The 17765-nt window shown below is 42.3% G+C and carries 18 protein-coding genes; 14 read left to right on the top strand and 4 right to left on the bottom strand.

All coding sequences use genetic code 11. The features are described 5' to 3' along the window. The first annotated feature begins 309 nt into the window (after positions 1–309). The 12 genes from metG to spoVG all read left to right on the top strand — a co-directional run bounded on the left by metG (position 310) and on the right by spoVG (position 11061). On the top strand, positions 310–2262 hold the full coding sequence (gene metG / locus AB1L08_RS10575; RefSeq protein ID WP_413064615.1) for a methionine--tRNA ligase: 1953 nt from the start codon (positions 310–312) through the stop codon (positions 2260–2262). Positions 2263–2439: 177 nt separating this feature from the next. Then, the gene (locus AB1L08_RS10570; RefSeq protein ID WP_413064614.1) at positions 2440–3207 is read left to right on the top strand and encodes a TatD family hydrolase; all 768 of its coding nucleotides are present in this window, start codon (positions 2440–2442) and stop codon (positions 3205–3207) included. A gap of 134 nt (positions 3208–3341) precedes the next feature. Next, positions 3342–4532, top strand: coding sequence for a resuscitation-promoting factor (locus tag AB1L08_RS10565; protein ID WP_413064613.1), 1191 nt, complete (start codon positions 3342–3344; stop codon positions 4530–4532). 96 nt (positions 4533–4628) lie between these two features. Next, positions 4629–5186: a ribonuclease M5 gene (gene rnmV, locus AB1L08_RS10560; RefSeq protein WP_413064612.1), complete on the top strand. Its 558-nt coding sequence runs from the start codon at positions 4629–4631 to the stop codon at positions 5184–5186. Continuing rightward, complete coding sequence (gene rsmA / locus AB1L08_RS10555) at positions 5186–6079, top strand: 16S rRNA (adenine(1518)-N(6)/adenine(1519)-N(6))-dimethyltransferase RsmA (protein ID WP_413064644.1); 894 nt, start codon at positions 5186–5188, stop codon at positions 6077–6079. Before rnmV ends, rsmA begins: the two co-directional genes overlap by 1 nt. Before the next feature lie 90 nt (positions 6080–6169). Next, entirely contained in the window at positions 6170–7060 is an 891-nt protein-coding gene (yabG, locus tag AB1L08_RS10550; protein ID WP_413064643.1) for a sporulation peptidase YabG, read from the top strand. Between the two features lie 264 nt (positions 7061–7324). Beyond that, positions 7325–7594: a biofilm formation stimulator Veg gene (gene veg, locus AB1L08_RS10545; RefSeq protein WP_413064611.1), complete on the top strand. Its 270-nt coding sequence runs from the start codon at positions 7325–7327 to the stop codon at positions 7592–7594. A gap of 223 nt (positions 7595–7817) precedes the next feature. Then, entirely contained in the window at positions 7818–8000 is a 183-nt protein-coding gene (locus AB1L08_RS10540; RefSeq protein WP_413064610.1) for a small, acid-soluble spore protein, alpha/beta type, read from the top strand. A 378-nt stretch (positions 8001–8378) separates the two neighbouring features. Continuing rightward, the gene (gene ispE / locus AB1L08_RS10535; RefSeq protein WP_413064609.1) at positions 8379–9233 is read left to right on the top strand and encodes a 4-(cytidine 5'-diphospho)-2-C-methyl-D-erythritol kinase; all 855 of its coding nucleotides are present in this window, start codon (positions 8379–8381) and stop codon (positions 9231–9233) included. Between the two features lie 93 nt (positions 9234–9326). Then, positions 9327–10160: a pur operon repressor gene (gene purR / locus AB1L08_RS10530; RefSeq protein WP_413064608.1), complete on the top strand. Its 834-nt coding sequence runs from the start codon at positions 9327–9329 to the stop codon at positions 10158–10160. Between the two features lie 14 nt (positions 10161–10174). Then, complete coding sequence (locus tag AB1L08_RS10525; protein WP_413064607.1) at positions 10175–10549, top strand: RidA family protein; 375 nt, start codon at positions 10175–10177, stop codon at positions 10547–10549. A gap of 218 nt (positions 10550–10767) precedes the next feature. After that, complete coding sequence (gene spoVG, locus AB1L08_RS10520) at positions 10768–11061, top strand: septation regulator SpoVG (RefSeq protein WP_413064642.1); 294 nt, start codon at positions 10768–10770, stop codon at positions 11059–11061. A 180-nt stretch (positions 11062–11241) separates the two neighbouring features. Here the strand turns inward: spoVG and AB1L08_RS10515 are convergent, their stop codons facing one another. From AB1L08_RS10515 to AB1L08_RS10500, 4 genes are read right to left on the bottom strand one after another with little or no spacing between them, the layout of a single operon-like run. Further along, a complete protein-coding gene (locus AB1L08_RS10515; protein ID WP_413064606.1) occupies positions 11242–12723 on the bottom strand; it encodes a PH domain-containing protein in 1482 nt (493 codons plus the stop codon). Beyond that, the gene (locus AB1L08_RS10510) at positions 12720–13214 is read right to left on the bottom strand and encodes a PH domain-containing protein (RefSeq protein WP_413064605.1); all 495 of its coding nucleotides are present in this window, start codon (positions 13212–13214) and stop codon (positions 12720–12722) included. The genes AB1L08_RS10515 and AB1L08_RS10510 overlap by 4 nt, the downstream gene beginning before the upstream one ends. 42 nt (positions 13215–13256) lie before the next feature. Then, the gene (locus tag AB1L08_RS10505; RefSeq protein WP_413064604.1) at positions 13257–14162 is read right to left on the bottom strand and encodes an ABC transporter ATP-binding protein; all 906 of its coding nucleotides are present in this window, start codon (positions 14160–14162) and stop codon (positions 13257–13259) included. Next, on the bottom strand, positions 14162–14851 hold the full coding sequence (locus AB1L08_RS10500) for a hypothetical protein (RefSeq protein WP_413064603.1): 690 nt from the start codon (positions 14849–14851) through the stop codon (positions 14162–14164). Before AB1L08_RS10500 ends, AB1L08_RS10505 begins: the two co-directional genes overlap by 1 nt. 157 nt (positions 14852–15008) lie before the next feature. Between AB1L08_RS10500 and AB1L08_RS10495 the strand changes: the two genes are divergently transcribed. Together AB1L08_RS10495 and AB1L08_RS10490 are read left to right on the top strand one after the other, a co-directional pair. Beyond that, positions 15009–15725, top strand: a complete 717-nt coding sequence (locus AB1L08_RS10495; RefSeq protein ID WP_413064602.1) for a response regulator transcription factor — start codon at positions 15009–15011, stop codon at positions 15723–15725. Further along, the gene (locus AB1L08_RS10490; protein ID WP_413064601.1) at positions 15712–17442 is read left to right on the top strand and encodes a sensor histidine kinase; all 1731 of its coding nucleotides are present in this window, start codon (positions 15712–15714) and stop codon (positions 17440–17442) included. Before AB1L08_RS10495 ends, AB1L08_RS10490 begins: the two co-directional genes overlap by 14 nt. Positions 17443–17765 lie beyond the last annotated feature (323 nt).

Here is a 17765-nt window from a genome sequence, read left to right as displayed (position 1 = left end):
TCTATATCAAAACGATCATGTTTAATAGACTAGTTAGTTACATTCATCGTACCAGTCTTTCCCATATCCGTCAATTATTAAATAAAAAAATTGTCAATTTCTTGAATAGAATGTCCTATGAAAAGATAACTAGCTCCAAGCGATCAAATGCTTCAATTTAATAAAAACGTCCGTTTTGCCATAAGTTCCCCAGGTTGCAGGATTGTTTGATTTCACGTATATTTTTACTGTAGAAGAGGCCATGATGATTGCAAATAGGCATTTAATATATAGTCCATTTGAGGCAGTGATAAGAGGGAGGAAAACAGCGTGAAGGAGAAACTGAAAACTTTTTACTTAACGACACCGATTTATTATCCGAGCGGCAATTTGCATATCGGCCACGCGTATACGACGGTAGCGGGCGATGCGATGGCACGTTATAAAAGAATCCGCGGTTATGATGTCATGTATTTGACGGGGACGGACGAGCACGGTCAAAAAATTCAAAAGCAGGCGGAAAAGGAAAATATTACGCCGAAAGAATATGTAGACCGGATGGCGAGCGGCATCCAGGAACTTTGGAAGCTGCTGGATATATCTTACGATGATTTTATCCGTACAACTCAACCGCGCCATAAGGATGTTGTTCAAAAAATATTTAAACGCCTTCTTGATCAGGGGGATATTTATTTGGACGAATATGAAGGCTTTTATTGCACACCCTGCGAATCGTTTTTTACGGAGCGCCAGCTTGTTGACGGCAATTGCCCCGATTGCGGCCGCCCGGTGGAAAAGGTAAAGGAAGAATCTTACTTTTTCAAGATGAGCAAATATGTGGACAGGCTTCTTCAATATTATGAAGAAAATCCCGAATTCATCCAGCCTGAATCAAGAAAAAATGAAATGATCAACAATTTCATTAAGCCGGGGCTTGAAGACCTGGCTGTATCGAGGACAACGTTTGACTGGGGAATCCCGGTGCCGGGGGATCCGAAGCACGTCATTTACGTATGGATCGATGCGTTGACAAACTATATTACAGCTCTTGGCTACGGTTCGGACGACGATTCAAAATACGTAAAATATTGGCCTGCTGACGTACATCTTGTCGGGAAAGAAATTGTCCGTTTCCATACCATCTATTGGCCGATCATGCTGATGGCTTTGGATTTGCCGCTTCCCAAAAAAGTGTTCGCCCACGGGTGGCTGCTCATGAAAGACGGCAAAATGTCCAAATCGAAAGGCAATGTCGTCGACCCGGTAATGCTTGTGAAACGTTACGGGCTCGATGCCGTCCGATATTACTTGCTGCGGGAAGTGCCGTTTGGTTCTGACGGCGTTTTTACTCCGGAAGGATTCATCGAAAGAATCAACTTTGATCTGGCAAATGACCTCGGCAACTTGTTAAACAGAACGATTGCGATGATCAATAAATATTTTGATGGAGTCATCCCTGCCTATAGGGGCTCTATCACTCCTTTTGACAATGAATTGCTCGCTGAACAGAAAAAGGCCGTCGAGCATTATGAAAATGCGATGGAGCATATGGAGTTTTCCGTAGCCCTTTCGTCCGTATGGCATATGATTAACCGGACAAATAAATATATCGATGAAACCCGGCCGTGGATTTTGGCGAAAGACGAAGAAAAACGCGGGGAATTAGGAAGTGTCATGGTGCATTTGGCCGAGTCCCTGCGCAGGGCAGCGGTGTTATTGCAGCCGTTTTTAACAGAATCGCCGAAAAGGATATTTGCTCAATTAAATATCACCGATGACCAGTTCAAATCATGGGAAAGCCTGGAAACGTTCGGCAATATTCCGGAAGGGACAAAAGTGGTTGAAAAAGGAGAACCGATTTTTCCAAGGCTTGATATGGAAGAAGAAATCAGCTATATCCAGAATGAAATGAGGGGGCCCCAGCCGGCAAAGGAACCTGAAGAAAAGCCGGAAACATCTCCTGAAATTACGATCGATGATTTTATGAAGGTGGAATTAAGGGTAGCTGAAGTGATCGACTGCGAACCGGTCAAAAAAGCGGACAAACTGTTGAAATTGCAGCTTGATCTCGGGTATGAGAAACGGCAAGTCGTTTCCGGAATTGCCGAATTTTATAAACCCGAAGAGCTAATCGGCCGAAAAGTGATCGTGGTCGCCAACTTAAAACCGGTCAAACTTCGCGGTGAATTGTCGCAGGGAATGATTTTGGCCGGAGAAGAAAATGGCATTTTATCAGTTGCTTCCGTCGATCAAGATTTACCAAATGGTGCCATTGTAAAATAAACTTAATTTAATTAAATGTTCAGAAAACAATCAAAGCGTTGGGGGCATAGAGAGAAAGGCTGATTAGTCCCTGTTTCAGCCTGACTTTCTATGTTCTTTTTTTGTAATACAAATGTTAGCTTGCTGTGACTTATGTTACTTTTAAATACTTTATACTCGAAAAGGAGAGAAAAGCCCATGCTGTTTGATACACATGTCCATTTAAATGACGATCAATTTAACGATGATTTGGAAGAGGTTATCGGTCGGGCAAAAGAAGCAGGGGTAGAGCATATGGTCGTTGTCGGTTTTAATCGGAAAACGGTCAAAAAAGCGCTTCAACTAGTCGACGAATACGATTTTTTGTATGCGAGCGTCGGCTGGCATCCGGTTGATGCCATCGATATGACGGAAGAGGATTTGAAATGGCTTGAGGAAAAAGCCCGCCATCCGAAGGTAGTGGCTTATGGGGAAATCGGGCTTGATTATCATTGGGATAAATCGCCGAAAGATATTCAGCAAAAAGTTTTCCGCAAACAGATCAGACTCGCAAAGAAGCTGGGCTTGCCGCTGATCATACATAACCGGGAAGCAACTGAGGATATTGTTCAAATTCTCAAGGAAGAAAACGCCAAGGAAGCTGGCGGTATTATGCATTGTTTCAGCGGGAGTGCGGAAACGGCCAAGGAATGTTTGGCACTTGACTTTTACATTTCCTTGGGCGGCCCTGTTACGTTCAAAAATGCCAAAAAGCCGAAAAAAGTGGCTGTAGAGGTTCCGCTTGACAGGCTGCTGATCGAGACAGACTGTCCGTACTTGGCGCCGCACCCGTATCGGGGAAAGAGAAACGAACCGGCATACGTGAAACTGGTAGCTGAGCAAATTGCCGAATTAAAAGGAATTTCCTATGAAGATGTCGCCCGGGCGACTGCCGAAAATGCCAAGAGATTATTCGGGATACAATAACCGACATTCCTGCCCCTGAACTTTGAAAACTCTTCCTGAATCATTGAATGAAAGTAAGCCGAAACCATTCCAATAAAAAGGAATGGCTCTTGATACAAAATGCTCATTCATGAAACGAAAAGGAGGAGTCGTTCATGGGCCATAATATTCATATAAAAAAACGAAAAAAAATGGGTCTCGCTGCTGCGAGTATTCTCGTTTTTGCAGTTACCCTCACCACCCTGATCTACGAAGGCACGAAAAAAACGGTGGCCTTAACCCTGGATGGAGAAAAAGTCGTGGTCAAAACGCATGCCGAAACGATCGGGGATATATTGGATGAATTGGAAGTTGACGTAAAAGAATGGGACTATTTATCGCATAAACCGGAAACGGTTTTAAAAGATGAATTCTCTTTTGTCTGGGAGCCGGCGAAGAAAGTAGAGATCACAGACGACAATCATTCAGCAACTGTTTGGACAACTGCGAAAACCGTAAAACAGCTTTTGGAAGAAAAAAACATTAAATTAACAGAACATGATAAGATCAATGTATCCCTCAACGAAAATATTGTTGCCAATTTGGGCATTCAAATAGAGCGGGCTTTCCCCCTTGTCCTAAAGGATGGGGAAAACGAGGAAAAAGTGTGGTCTACTGCCACTACAGTCGCTGACTTTTTAAATCAGCAAGGGATTGCCCTCGGCCAATTGGACCGGGTAAAGCCCGGGCTTGAAGAAGAAATTTCTCCCAACGGCGAAGTTCATGTCATTCGGGTCGAAAAGGTCACTGATGTAGTGGAAGAACCGATTGATTTTGATGTTGTTACAAAGAAGGATCCTTCTTTGCCAATCGGAACAGAGAAAGTAGTTCAGGAAGGAAAACAAGGCTTTATTAAAAAACAGTACGAAGTGACAATGGAAAATGGCGAGGAAGTAAAACGGGCACTTCTCTCGGAAAAGAAAATAAGAGAAAGTGTCGAAAAGGTGGTTGCTGTCGGAACAAAACAGCGGTCCGAGGAAAAAACGCCACAACCTGAACAAAAAACAGTCAACGGCGAAAATGAGATTTCCGTAAACGCAACCGCTTATACAGCAACATGCAGCGGCTGCTCGGGTGTTACGGCTACCGGAATGGATTTGCGGTCGAATCCGAACGCCAAAGTGATTGCCGTTGACCCGAATGTGATACCACTTGGATCAAAGGTTTGGGTTGAAGGTTATGGTTATGCTGTTGCCGGGGACACAGGCGGCGCGATTAAAGGAAACAGAATTGATGTGCACGTTGAATCGAAAGGACAGGCACAAAGCTTTGGCAGCAAACAGGTCAAGGTGAAAATTTTGGACTGAGCAGGAGAGCCATCTCCTGCTTTTTCTTTTTTCTCATGAGGCAGGTTATAATATGAGAGACGTAATCATCCTTGGCGTATGGAAAATGGAGGAAAAATGAAAATCAAAGAAATAATTGTTGTGGAAGGAAAAGATGATACGAAAGCAGTCAAGCGGGCGCTTGACGCTGATACGATTGAAACGAACGGTTCTGCCGTGTCCGGGGAAACGATTGAAAAAATCCGGCATGCCCAGCAAAAGAGGGGCGTAATCATATTAACGGATCCTGATTTTCCCGGTGAGAAAATCCGCAAAACGGTGAGTGCCAGCGTCCCGGGCTGCAAGCATGCCTTTATCGATAAAAAAGAGGCGATGCGAAGGGGCGGGAAAGGCATCGGTGTGGAGCATGCGTCGCCTGAAGCGATTCGCCAGTCCTTAAAAGAAGCGCATACGATGACCGAAGAGTTGAAAGAGGTTATTACAAAAGAAGACTTGCTTGATGCGGGGCTTATTGGGGGAATGCATGCCGCAAGGCGGCGGGCGCGGCTTGGCGAATTGCTGAAAATCGGCTATACGAACGGAAAGCAGCTGCATAAACGGTTAATGATGTTTCAAGTGTCCCGCAAAGATTTCACGGACGCCTTGGAAATGGTCAGACAGGAGGAAGGCCAGTGATGCACAAAGACATCGCCACCCCGGGAAGGACGAAGGAGATTTTGGGAAAATACGGATTTTCTTTTAAAAAAGGTTTGGGGCAAAACTTTTTGATTGATACGAATGTTTTAAGGAATATCGTTGAACACGCGGGCCTGACGAAAGAAACAGGAGTCATAGAAATCGGTCCGGGAATCGGTGCCTTGACGGAACAATTGGCGAGAAATGCCCAAAAAGTGGTTGCCTATGAAATCGACCAACGGCTTTTCCCCATCTTGAAAGACACACTCTCCCCTTACGACAATGTTCGTATTATTCATGAAGATGTATTAAAAGCGGATATTCAAGCAATGATCCCAACCGAATTGGCCGGATCAAAGGAGATCATGGTTGTTGCCAATTTGCCGTATTATGTCACAACACCCATCATTTTCAAGCTGCTTGAAGAACACCTTCCGATCCGCGGGATTGTCGTCATGATGCAAAAGGAAGTGGCTGACCGAATTTCAGCCCGCCCCGGCACGAAAGATTACGGATCGCTTTCCATTATGGTCCAATACTACACATTGGCGGAAACAGCGATGATCGTCCCCAAATCCGTCTTTATGCCGCAGCCGAAAGTGGATTCGGCCGTTGTGAAAATGCTATTGCGGGAAAAACCGGCTATTGCCGTTAAAAATGAACCATTCTTTTTTCAAGTAATAAAGATATGCTTTGCCCAAAGGCGCAAAACGATCCTGAATAATTTGGCCAGCGGTCTGCCGAATGGGAAATTGAAAAAAACGGAAATCTTAAAAGGGATGGCAAAAGCAGGCATCGACCCCGCGCGACGGGGAGAAACACTGTCGGTAGAGGAATTTGGCGCTTTAAGCGATGCACTCCTTGAGACGTTTGGCGAAAAGACAACAGAATAAAGCCTTACTGCGAGTGAATCCGGGATGAACAGACACATTGAACGGGAAGGCCGCATAGCCTATGGCAAAGGAAATAAATTTGCGCTGGTTATGGAGTTGACGACCGTGATATCAATTAATACGATTGTCGGCCGCTTATCCTACCAATGTGATCTATTATTCCGGGTCATTGACATCATGGAGATGGACGGTCAAACAACAGCAATTCTCTATGGGGAGGATTACAGGCTGATAGCTGATGCACCAATAGATGATATAGTTCCTTTTTCCGAGGAGGAGAGGTTAACAAGATCTTCGAATATCCGCTCGCTGGAAGAACAGTCGCTCAAGCTTTTTCGGCAGGATCTGGAACTGATCCGGTCCAGGCAGGAATATACGGCCACGGACGGCTATAAGCGGGAATACAACTATTTTCAAATACCGGGACGTGTCCTTCATTTGGACGGAGACCCGAATTATTTGAGCAGGTGTCTCGATTTATATAAAAAATTCGGTGTATCTGTCAGGGGAGTACATTGTGACGAAAAAGAAATGTATAAAAAAATTCCAATTCTCATGGATGAATGCCGCCCCGACATCCTTGTCATCACAGGCCACGACGCCTATTCAAGTGCGAAGGGCAAGAAAATGGACTTAAATGCATATCGGCATTCCAAATATTTTGTGGAAGCCGTCAGGGAAGCGAGGAAGAAAAATCCAAATCTTGACCAACTCGTTATATTTGCCGGTGCTTGCCAATCGCACTTTGAATCTTTGATTTTGGCCGGAGCCAACTTCGCCAGCTCGCCGCAGCGCGTCAACATCCATGCGCTGGATCCCGTCTATATTGTAACAAAAATCAGTTTTACGCCATTCATGGAAAGGATAAATGTTTGGGATGTTCTTCGAAATACGCTGACAGGCCAAAAAGGATTGGGCGGACTTGAAACGAAAGGCGTCCTCCGTACCGGAATGCCGTTTAGGCCGGTAGATGATGAATAAATTATAAGATGTGTAAGCGGGTCAATTTTCTAAAAAGGAGTTGGCCCCTGTATTTCGGGGGTCAATTTTCAGTGAAAACACCAATCTTGCCGCATTATACATATATTTATACCGCGGTGTAATACTATTATTGTTGAAAAATGGGTCATTACGTAGAAAAAAATTGATTGACAACACCCTGCTTTCATTGATAAAATAATTAATTTATTTGACCTTTTTTACCTGGCGTGATATAATGGAAATCAGTGAGGTGGAGCGAAAAAAATGCCAAAAACATTAGCGAGCATTAAGAAATCCCTTGATTCAAACTTGGGCAAGAGATTGATGTTAAAAGCCAATGGAGGCCGAAGGAAAACAATTGAACGTTCCGGGGTATTGGCAGAAACATATCCATCGGTTTTCGTTATTGAACTGGATCAGGACGAAAATGCATTTGAACGTGTATCTTACAGCTATGCCGACGTTCTGACAGAAACGGTTGAGCTTACTTTTTATGATGAAACGACAGGTAATGTAGCGATAGGGCAGCAATAATGCTGCCTGTTTTTTTTGCTGTTAAAGAAAACATAAATTTTCTTTTGCAAATTTGGACCAATCCGGCTTCTGCCCCCTTGCTTCCCAAGAAAGAAGCTTTAACGTTTTCCCTTACCATAAATCCCCGCCAACGGCCATCTTGTGCCGGGATCTGCAAACATTGGAAGTCATAAACAAAAATGTTTGGACCAAAATATAAAAGCGGGCGAAGGGGGAATTCGCTTTGGGACGGAGAAGAGGAGTCATGTCGGATCAATTGAAAGAAGAGTTGGCAAAAGAGTTGGGATTTTACGACGTCGTCCAAAAAGAAGGATGGGGCGGAATTAAAGCCCGCGATGCGGGAAATATGGTGAAAAGAGCCATTGAAATAGCAGAACGGCAACTCGGCCAATCAAGACAATCGTGAAGAATGATGTGTTTTCTAGCCTGAAGTAAATAAACTGCCCGCACAAAGCCGGAGCACTTGCTTCGGCTTTTGTTCTGCCAAATTTTCTTATGAATATGAGGCCGAAAAAATATCCGCTTTGTCCAGATTCGACGGACAGGACGTCGCTGCCTGAGCCTGTCGACGGACAGGACGTCCTAGTGCAAAGGCGAAGCGACAGGACGCCGCTAAACAGGGGCTTGTGCATTTCTTATTTTTTTCCGGGTTATTGATCGAATGGTTTTTGGAAAAAGATCATGGTAAAATGGAAAAAATACGGTAAACGCCCAAGACGAACAAAGGCGCCAATTACAGCGGGCTCCTGTCTGTTGAGTCAGAATGCGAAGTAGGTGAAGCAGTTTGAAACTTTTAATCAAGGCGCCGGCAAAAATCAATTTAACTTTGGATGTACTCGGTAAAAGAAGCGACGGATATCACGAAGTGGAAATGGTTATGACAACCATTGACCTCGCGGACAGGCTGGAACTGAATGAGGTGAAGGAAGACCGGATATCCATTCTTTCCCACAGCCGGTATGTTCCCGGAGACGAACGGAATTTGGCCTATCAGGCAGCCAAGTTGCTGAAAGAACGCTATGGTATCCGCCAAGGTGTTGAAATATCGATTAATAAAGTAATCCCGGTAGCAGCCGGACTTGCAGGCGGAAGCAGTGATGCAGCCGCCGCGTTAAAAGGCCTGAACGAATTGTGGCAAATCGGTTTATCGGTGGAAGAGCTGGCTGCTCTTGGCTCGGAAATCGGTTCGGATGTGGCATTTTGTGTTCATGGAGGTACAGCATTGGCGCGCGGCAGGGGGGAAAAAATTACAAAACTTTCGTCACCGCCTTCATGCTGGGTGGTATTAGCCAAACCATCCATTGGGGTTTCCACTTCCGAAATATACGGAAATCTGGATATAAGCCGAATCGAGCACCCTGATACGGAAGGGATGATCCGGTCCATTCGGGAAAAGGATTATGAAGGTGTTTGCCAAAAAATGGGCAATGCCTTGGAGAGTGTCACGCTGTCCATGTATCCCGAGGTATTGCATATTAAAAATCAGATGAAACGGTTTGGCGCGGATTCCGTGCTGATGAGCGGAAGCGGGCCGACCGTCTTTGGGCTCGTAAGGCGTGATTCCAGGCTGAATAGAATTTATAACGGTTTGCGCGGGTTTTGCGATCAAGTATTTGCGGTCAGGATGCTCGGTCATTAGCTAAACATCATGTAACAATCCTTGCCTGCATACGTACAATTGTGTATATTTGCATTAAAATATTCGCTTATACATATTACTGGAGGTTGCATAATGAAATTTCGCCGTAGCGAGCGGCTTGTTGATATGACACATTATTTAATGTATCATCCTCGCGAGCTCGTTTCTTTGACCTGGTTTGCCGATCGTTATCAATCTGCAAAATCATCCATCAGCGAAGATCTTGTCATCATTAATGACATTTTTAAACATCAAGGCATCGGCTTTTTGCAAACCGTTCCCGGCGCCGCAGGCGGGGTGAAATTTTACCCGATGGTAAAAAAAGATCAGGCAGAAGCAATGATCAACGAGCTTTGTTCGTTAATTGCCGATCCCGAACGCCTTTTACCCGGGGAGTATTTGTTTATGACCGATTTGCTGGGAAATCCCAAAATCATGAATGAAGTCGGAAAGCTGCTCGCTGCCGCAGTGGCTGACCGGGAAATTGATGCCATCATGACAGTCGCCACAAAAGGCATTCCGATAGCGCAGGCTGTAGCAAACCAATTGAACGTCCCCTTTGTAATCGTCAGGCGTGATCCAAAAGTAACAGAAGGGCCTACAGTAACGATCAATTATGTTTCCGGCTCGTCAAAGCGCATCCAAACGATGGTTCTTTCAAAACGAAGTTTAAAGGAAGGCGCTCGGGTGCTGATCGTAGATGATTTTATGAAGGCGGGCGGGACGGTAAACGGCATGATTAATTTGCTTGAGGAGTTTAATGCGTCTGTTGCCGGAATTGCTGTTTTGGTCGAATCTGAACATGTGGAGGAAAGGCTTGTTGATGATTATATTTCATTGGTGAAATTGACCAATGTCAATATGAAAGAAAAAAAGATTAACGTCGTAAAAGGGAACTATTTTTCAAAGAAAATAAACTTTTTGTAAAGGAGAAAAAGAAAATGCGTACAATTTCAACTGGAAGTGCACCTGCTGCGATCGGCCCTTATTCTCAAGGAGTAGTCGTAAACAATATGTTTTACAGCTCGGGACAAATTGCACTTACACCGGAAGGAAAACTCGTTGATGGCGGTATTGTTGAGCAAACCCATCAGGTGTTTCGCAATTTGCAGTCGGTATTGGAAGCGGCGGGAGCATCTTTTGAAACAGTCGTAAAGACAACCGTATTTATAAAAAATATGGATGATTTTGCATCGATTAATGAAATCTACGGACAATATTTTCCAAATCATAAGCCGGCCCGTTCATGCGTAGAGGTAGCCCGTCTTCCGAAAGACGTCCTTTTGGAAATTGAAGTCATCGCACTCGTAAAGTAAACATTGGATCAAGGTGGATCCGGCGATAATGGCAAAGCCGAGAAGTATACCTTGATGTAAATGAAGCCCGCTGCTTTGCTGTTTTTCACCATCACGAACAATAAGCGCTCATATATTAAAAAATTCAAAAAAGTTATCGACTTTAAGAAGGAGAATAGCAAGTTATGTTGAATAACTACATTATGTACTATTTAGAGCGAGAAGGTGGTGAACACACAATGGAAGTAACCGATGTGAGGCTGCGGCGGGTCAACACCGAGGGGAGAATGAGAGCGATCGCCTCAATAACCCTCGATGATGAATTTGTTGTTCACGATATACGTGTTATTGACGGAAACAATGGGCTGTTCGTAGCCATGCCAAGCAAAAGAACACCGGACGGGGAATTTCGAGATATTGCCCATCCCATTAATTCCAATACCAGAAATAAAATCCAGGAAGTGGTTTTGGCGGAGTACCACCGTTTAGGTGAAATTGAGGAGCCGGAATTAGAAGAAGCTGGTGCTTCCTAACCCATATAATGACATAGAGCCTGCTGAACAGTAAGGCTCTTTTTCATAAGTTGCCAAGAGTATTTTTCTTCAAAAGAAGCTTATCTGCGTCCAGCTCCGACGGAAGGACGTCCTAGTGCCGCCTGCGCCACAGAAGGTGGCGGCCTAAGGCGGCCACGCCTATCGAGCTTTCCATATTTCCTATTTAACCCTTATTTCATTTTTTCGCCCCATATACCACTGGAAGAATTTATTCGCTCGTTCCACTGGCACATCGTTCACGCCTGAATGATGCACTGGCTTTCCCCTATTGGTTGTCTCAATGGACGCGAGACCCAGCATTTTTTGAATGATATTTCGTGTGACCTTTACCTCAATTACCTTTTCCCGTTTTGATACGAATAAAGAGGTAGTGAGCGCACCCTTTTTAAATTGAATAAACTGATCGTTTATGAGGTAACGAGTGTGAAAAAAGTCTAATAATCTTAAGATTAATATGCAAAGTAATAGGGCTGCTGAAAAAAACATCCAAGCCCATTCCATATCCAAAATGGTTGGCTTGAAGTAAAATAATGCACCTGTTGCAATGAGCCAGAACCAGCTTGGCCACAATATGCGTATCCAAAAGGATTTTTTCGGAAGACGGATCATTTCTTGTGTAATTTGATATGATGGCAAAATGTCCGAGACCATTTCATATGCTTTGTTGACCGGCAGAAAGGGATAAAGTGTATTAATTTCGAGCGTACCTTCTTCAGAACTCAAACTGCCGGCACTTGTTAGCTTCACTTCTGCAAGCCCAAGCAATCTTTTTATCAGCGACTGTTCAATTTCAATTGCCTGTACTTTTTCTTTTGAAATAGAGAAGGCTGTTTCATCTATGACGCCTTTACGGATGTAAATTTGGTTTGAATCAGAAGATATTTCATACTTCCCATACTTTAAAAAGGTTCTCACGATTCCAAAGGTGGCGGAGGCAATTAAGATTACAATCACAACGATTGTTACAATCCACCATGATCCCATTATTTTTTCCAAAAATCCACCCGCAGTATCATCGACATGAAAAATTTCGTTGATTTTGTAATAAAATGAAGCAATTAAAGGAATGAGAACTAAAAAACTTAGAGATGAAAAGGATGCTTTTATGATGTCCTTTCTCGTCGGTTGAAAATGAATGATTCGATTCGAATCTTTATGTTCAGTTTCAGCATGATCTAAATGCACCGCCTCGCCATGATCTGCATTTCTTACGTGTGCTTCCATTCGTTCTGCCTCTATTTGCGAGATCACTTCGAATGTTACAGTCGCATCCTCACCCGCCATCCCGGTGTCAAAATGGATAGATGTCATTTTAAACATACGATGGAATAACGATGTGTGACGATTGACGGTTTGAATTTTAGAAAACGGAATTGTTCGCTCCGTTTTGCTGAAAAGCCCTTTGTAAAGATGAAAAGATGTATGATCAAGTTCGTATTTATGGGTGAACCATTTATAGATGATTGAAAAGAGTGACAATCCAATTGAAATGAGGAAAACGATCCTCCCATATTTAATCAAGAGTGATTCCGACCCTGCCTTCAGTACATATAAGTAAATCACAAAGAAAAAAGAATTTCTAAATAATTTTCCTATATTAAAAAGCATAGTGAGCGGAGAATAACGTTTTATCTTCGTCATTGCTCCACTTCCTTTATTTTTGCGTATTTGGCAATTTGATCCCTCAACCTGACGGCCTCCTCTTTTGGCAGAGCGGGTATGGAATGAGAAGATCCCATCGTTTCAACCGACACGGAGCAGAGGCCATATTTTCTAAGAATGGGTCCCTGTTCGGTGGCAACCGATTGGATTTTTGTCATCGGAATAAGTTGATGCGTTTCAGTGATTGCACCTGATTTTAATTGCAAAAACTCTTCATCCACATCGTAACGCCAATTTTTATACAGTAAAAAGGGACTAATCAATGACCAAACCGCGCCGATGATGGCTAGCACTGTTATCCCGATCAATATCCACCCAATCCATTCTTTCCATGAGAAACGGTAATCAAGGTAAAATAAAATACCCAAAATAAGGACGCCGATGGCATTCGTAATCGTATCACCGATAAGCCAAACCTTGATTGCGTCCTTCGATAAACGTTTTTCAGGTGTATTTAACGGAGTATACACAATATCACCACCTGCATTCTCTCTCTATTATATATCATTGAATTATTCATCAAGAAATATCTCTTCAAGAGAAGGTTCGTCCACCTCGACACGGTAGACATCTATTTTATATTGGTTAAAAGCCCGTATGATTTCTGCGATTTTTTTCTCGTGTTGAAGCGTAATCGTAACATACGACTCTTTTATTTCTAGATCTGTTCCTGCTGAGTGCAGCCACTCATTAAGTGTCATCTGAAATGCCTCAGGGATTGGAGAATGCTTGAATTTTACTGTGAGCGTAGATCGATAGAACGATCTAAGTTCATCCATGGTGCCGATTTTAATTACTTCACCATCTTTCATAATGGCGATTCTCGTACAAATTTTCTCTACTTCATCTAAGTTGTGGGATGTCATAAAAATCGTTTTTCCTCTTTTTTGCAGATCATGGATCAGATTATGAATATGAATGGCGGATTCTGCGTCCAAGCCTGAAGTTGGTTCGTCAAGAAAAATTAACTCGGGATCGTGGATGATGGCTTGTGCAATCCCAAGTTTCTTTTTCATACCGAATGAATATTTAGAGGTTTTTATTTGGGCATGGTCCGCTAAACCAACTAATCGCAATACTTCCAGACAACCGTGTCTCCCTATGGGTTTTCCCGAAAGAGCGGATAGGAATTTCAAATGATCGATAGCGGTTAAAGAGCCATAAAAAGTGGAGTAGTCAGGCATAACGCCAATTCTTTTCTTAACTTGATCATTCGGTCCCATTACGCCTAAAAGCGAGTAAGTGCCGGAGCTCGGTTGAATAATGCCGGTTAACATATTGATGAATGTTGATTTTCCAGCACCGTTCCGCCCTAGAAAACCGAAGACTTCTCCTTTTTCTACCACCAAATCTATTCCCTGTACGACTTGAACCGCTCCATAGAATTTCTTTAGCTGCTTCGTTTCAATGGCGGTCATTAGCATTCTCTCCTTTTGAATATCAGATGGGCGATTAACAGCATCAAGCTGGCAAATAGCAATATCACTGCTATTGTGTAGTCTTCACGTTCCAAATAATAAAACGGTGTAATAAACTTTATCCAGCTCACCCATCCATTTGATGTGAATGTAACCCATAACCCGAAAATCGGAAAGGCAAGACCAATGATGGTCCCGAGAAACATTGTAATTCCGGGTTTTGGAATGAGAACCGATAATAAAACAGTTAAAGCAATTTGGTATATTAATAAGCTCATCGTTTGAGAAAAAATAAATACAGCAAACTGTTTAGAAAAGATGCTTATAATGATGAACGAGATTGCCACACAAACAAACCAAAAGAGTGCAATACCGAAAAATTTTCCATATAAAATCGACGCTCTTGATGTCCGCGTTACTAAAAATCGCATCGTTCGTTCACGTGTTTCTCTATTCATACAATCATGGGACAGCCCCATAACAAATAATTGCCCAAATAAAAAGAGTAAAGTCAACAGGCCAAGAGTGTGAATATGCTCCATCTCTTCAGGCGTAAACTCAATTACATTCAATAATACATTTGAAAATTTGGCTGAATAATAGGCGGTCAATAATAAAATCCCAATAATTAAAATGGATTTAATGCTTTTAAATAGGCTGAAAAATTCTCTTTTACTGATGACATACATACATTGCTTCCCCTCTCTCGTGATGATCCATCCAAAGTTATTATAAGTTGCCTACCTTAATAGGTTGGAAACTCCACCTTAATTTTTTCTTAATCCTTCAACATTTTATATCCGGATGATATGATGGCTAATAGATAAAAAGAGACTAGGTGATCGTATGCAAGAAGCACATTTATTGATTGTAGATGATGAAATAGCGATTTTACATATGTTAGAGACGATATTAAAAAGGGAGTCGTTCAAGTATATTGATACTGCCTCTACAGCAGAGGATGCACTTGCCTTAAGTAAAACAAAAAGATACGACTTAATCTTATTGGATGTAATGCTTCCAGACCGGAGTGGCTTTGAAATTTGTCCACTTATTAGGGAGACGACAGATGCTCCTATCTTCTTTTTAACGGCACGATCAACAGATTTTGATAAGCTTTCAGGTTTTGCATTAGGAGGGGATGACTATATTACAAAACCTTTCAACCCATTGGAAGTTGTCGCAAGAATTAAAGCCCGCTTGCGTAGGAAACCAGTAAATATAGCACATGCTTCGGAAACCATTTATCAATATGGAAACATTTATGTAAACACGTTTTCCGGAGAAGTAAAAATAAATGGAAGATCCGTGGATTTGCCTGCTCAAGTATACCAACTTTTACTTTTCTTCTGTAAACATCCAAATCAGTTGTTTAGTAAAAGTCAGCTTTATGAACAGGTATGGGGAGAGGAATTTCTAGGTGAGGATAATACTGTGATGGTTCATATAAGAAAACTTCGTGAAAAAATTGAGGAGAACCCAAGTAAGCCACAGTACATTGTTACAGTAAGAGGCCTTGGATATAAATTTGTTCCAGATTGTGACAAACATGAACATTCATAAACGATTTATTGTCCATTTTTTCATTCAAATAGTCTTAGTCTTTATTTTGTTATCTCTTATTTTATTGACGATATGGGGCATTATTGGATTTTATGCCATGAGTTCGGAGGCTGCAAAGGATTTATCCAAAGCGGATGACTTGTTCTTTTCAGACAGAATTTCAATTAAAGATGAGAAGGTTACATTTGATGAAAAACTAAAACAAATGGCGAAGAATCAGAATGGGCAACTCATAGTTCTGACAGAGAATGGTGATGTGGTCGGCTCCTATAATACTCTTGAACCTATACCCTCACCTATAAATAAAAGCGAACTGGCTTCATTGATTTTAGGCACTTCTACAGAATACTCGTATTGGAAATTAGATGGAGAGTATACACAACCGTATTTCCTTTTATTCCGTAAAAAGAGTCCGGAGATATTAAATGAAATGAAGTCCGAGATTGATTGGAAAAATCATCAACTTAACCTTTCCGAGGAGACTCTGCAAAAATTGAATAAAGAAAACGGCTGGGTTCAATTGGTCGATTCAACCGGAAAAGTAGTGGATGAATATGGCACGAAGAAACAGCCGACGAATTACTCGATTCAGAATCTCGACACGTTATCACAAGATCAGCATCATTCAACTGCTGCTTATTTTGATCAGGGGACCGGGCAATCAATCATTGTGGGGACGTATAACGCGAGTACCCCAACTAATTTAGAAGGAGGTCTTTATAATGCAATCAGTCAGGGTCTTTTAATCACTTTTATCCTTGTATTCCTTTTGCTTTTATTGGGAACATTTTGGTATGCACGTAAATTCGGCGTTCCCTTGATTATGATGATGAAATGGATTGAAAACCTTGGGAACGGTGTATTCGAACAGCCATATGATCTCCAACAACATCCCGTCTTGTTAAATAAAAAGGGAAAACTGAAAAAGAAATACCGATTATATAAGGATTTCATTGCAACTCTTGTTCAATTAACCGAAACCTTAAAACGAAACGAATCCGAGAGGCTTAAAGCGACTCAAACAAGGGAAGAGTGGATAACCGGCATTTCTCATGACTTAAAAACGCCACTAGCTTCAATCTCAGGTTATTCACAGATGTTAGAATCTGAAAATTATTCGTGGAATGAAAAAGAAACAAGAGAGTTTGCCAAAGTTATTTCGGAAAAGTCCTCTTATATGATGGAATTACTTGAAGACTTAACATTAACATACCGATTAAAAAACCAAGCCTTGCCCATTGTAAAGGAAAAGTTGGACATAAATGAATTCATACGCCGAACCATCATTTATTTTATCAATGAGCCCGCCAATAAAGAGATGAAGTTTATCTTCCAACCTTATCATGAAAGCATTCCTGCATTCATTGATCCAAAATGGTTTCAGCGAATTATCGATAATCTGATCGCGAATGCTGTCAAGTATAATCCACCAGGCACTACGATCACAGTATCTATCTCTTTGATTGAGCACCATCTAGTCATCATCAAGATTGAAGATAATGGAATCGGCATGAATAGTGAAACACTTGATAAGCTATTTCAGCGTTACTATCGCGGCACCAATACGAGCGGCACGAGCAGCGGAACCGGTCTTGGAATGGCTATTACCAAACAATTGGTACAGCTTCATAATGGATCCATTCAAGTGAAAAGTACTCCGAACAAGGGTACGACGATTCGAATTATCCTGCCAATCCAAGAGCAGGACGATGGGTAAGGTCCATATTTTAAAAATAAGGGTTGCCTTTTCAGGTCAAAAAGGACAATCCTTTTAATCATGAGCGATGTTTGTTTTGGAGTCAAACATTAAAAGGTTTTTCTGTGTCTAGCTCCGACGGACAGGACGTCCTGGTGCAGCCGCGCCACAGGACGTCGCTGTTTGAGCCTGCGTTCCTTGCCCGTGTTTCCTTTGTCTTGTCAGAGGCATTCAGTCTGTATGTCGATGGGCAAAGGCGCATGCGCCTTTTTTAAAAGATAAGAAAGTATAAAATTTGGGTCTACCACGGTCATTTTGACTGTGGTATTTTTGTTTTATGGAGA

The sequence above is a fragment of the Siminovitchia jepli genome, from assembly GCF_047228825.1.
Taxonomy (GTDB): Bacteria; Bacillota; Bacilli; order Bacillales; family Bacillaceae_C; genus Siminovitchia.
The sequence above is the reverse complement of the archived record's forward strand: the minus strand, read 5'-3'. Positions and strand labels throughout refer to the sequence as shown.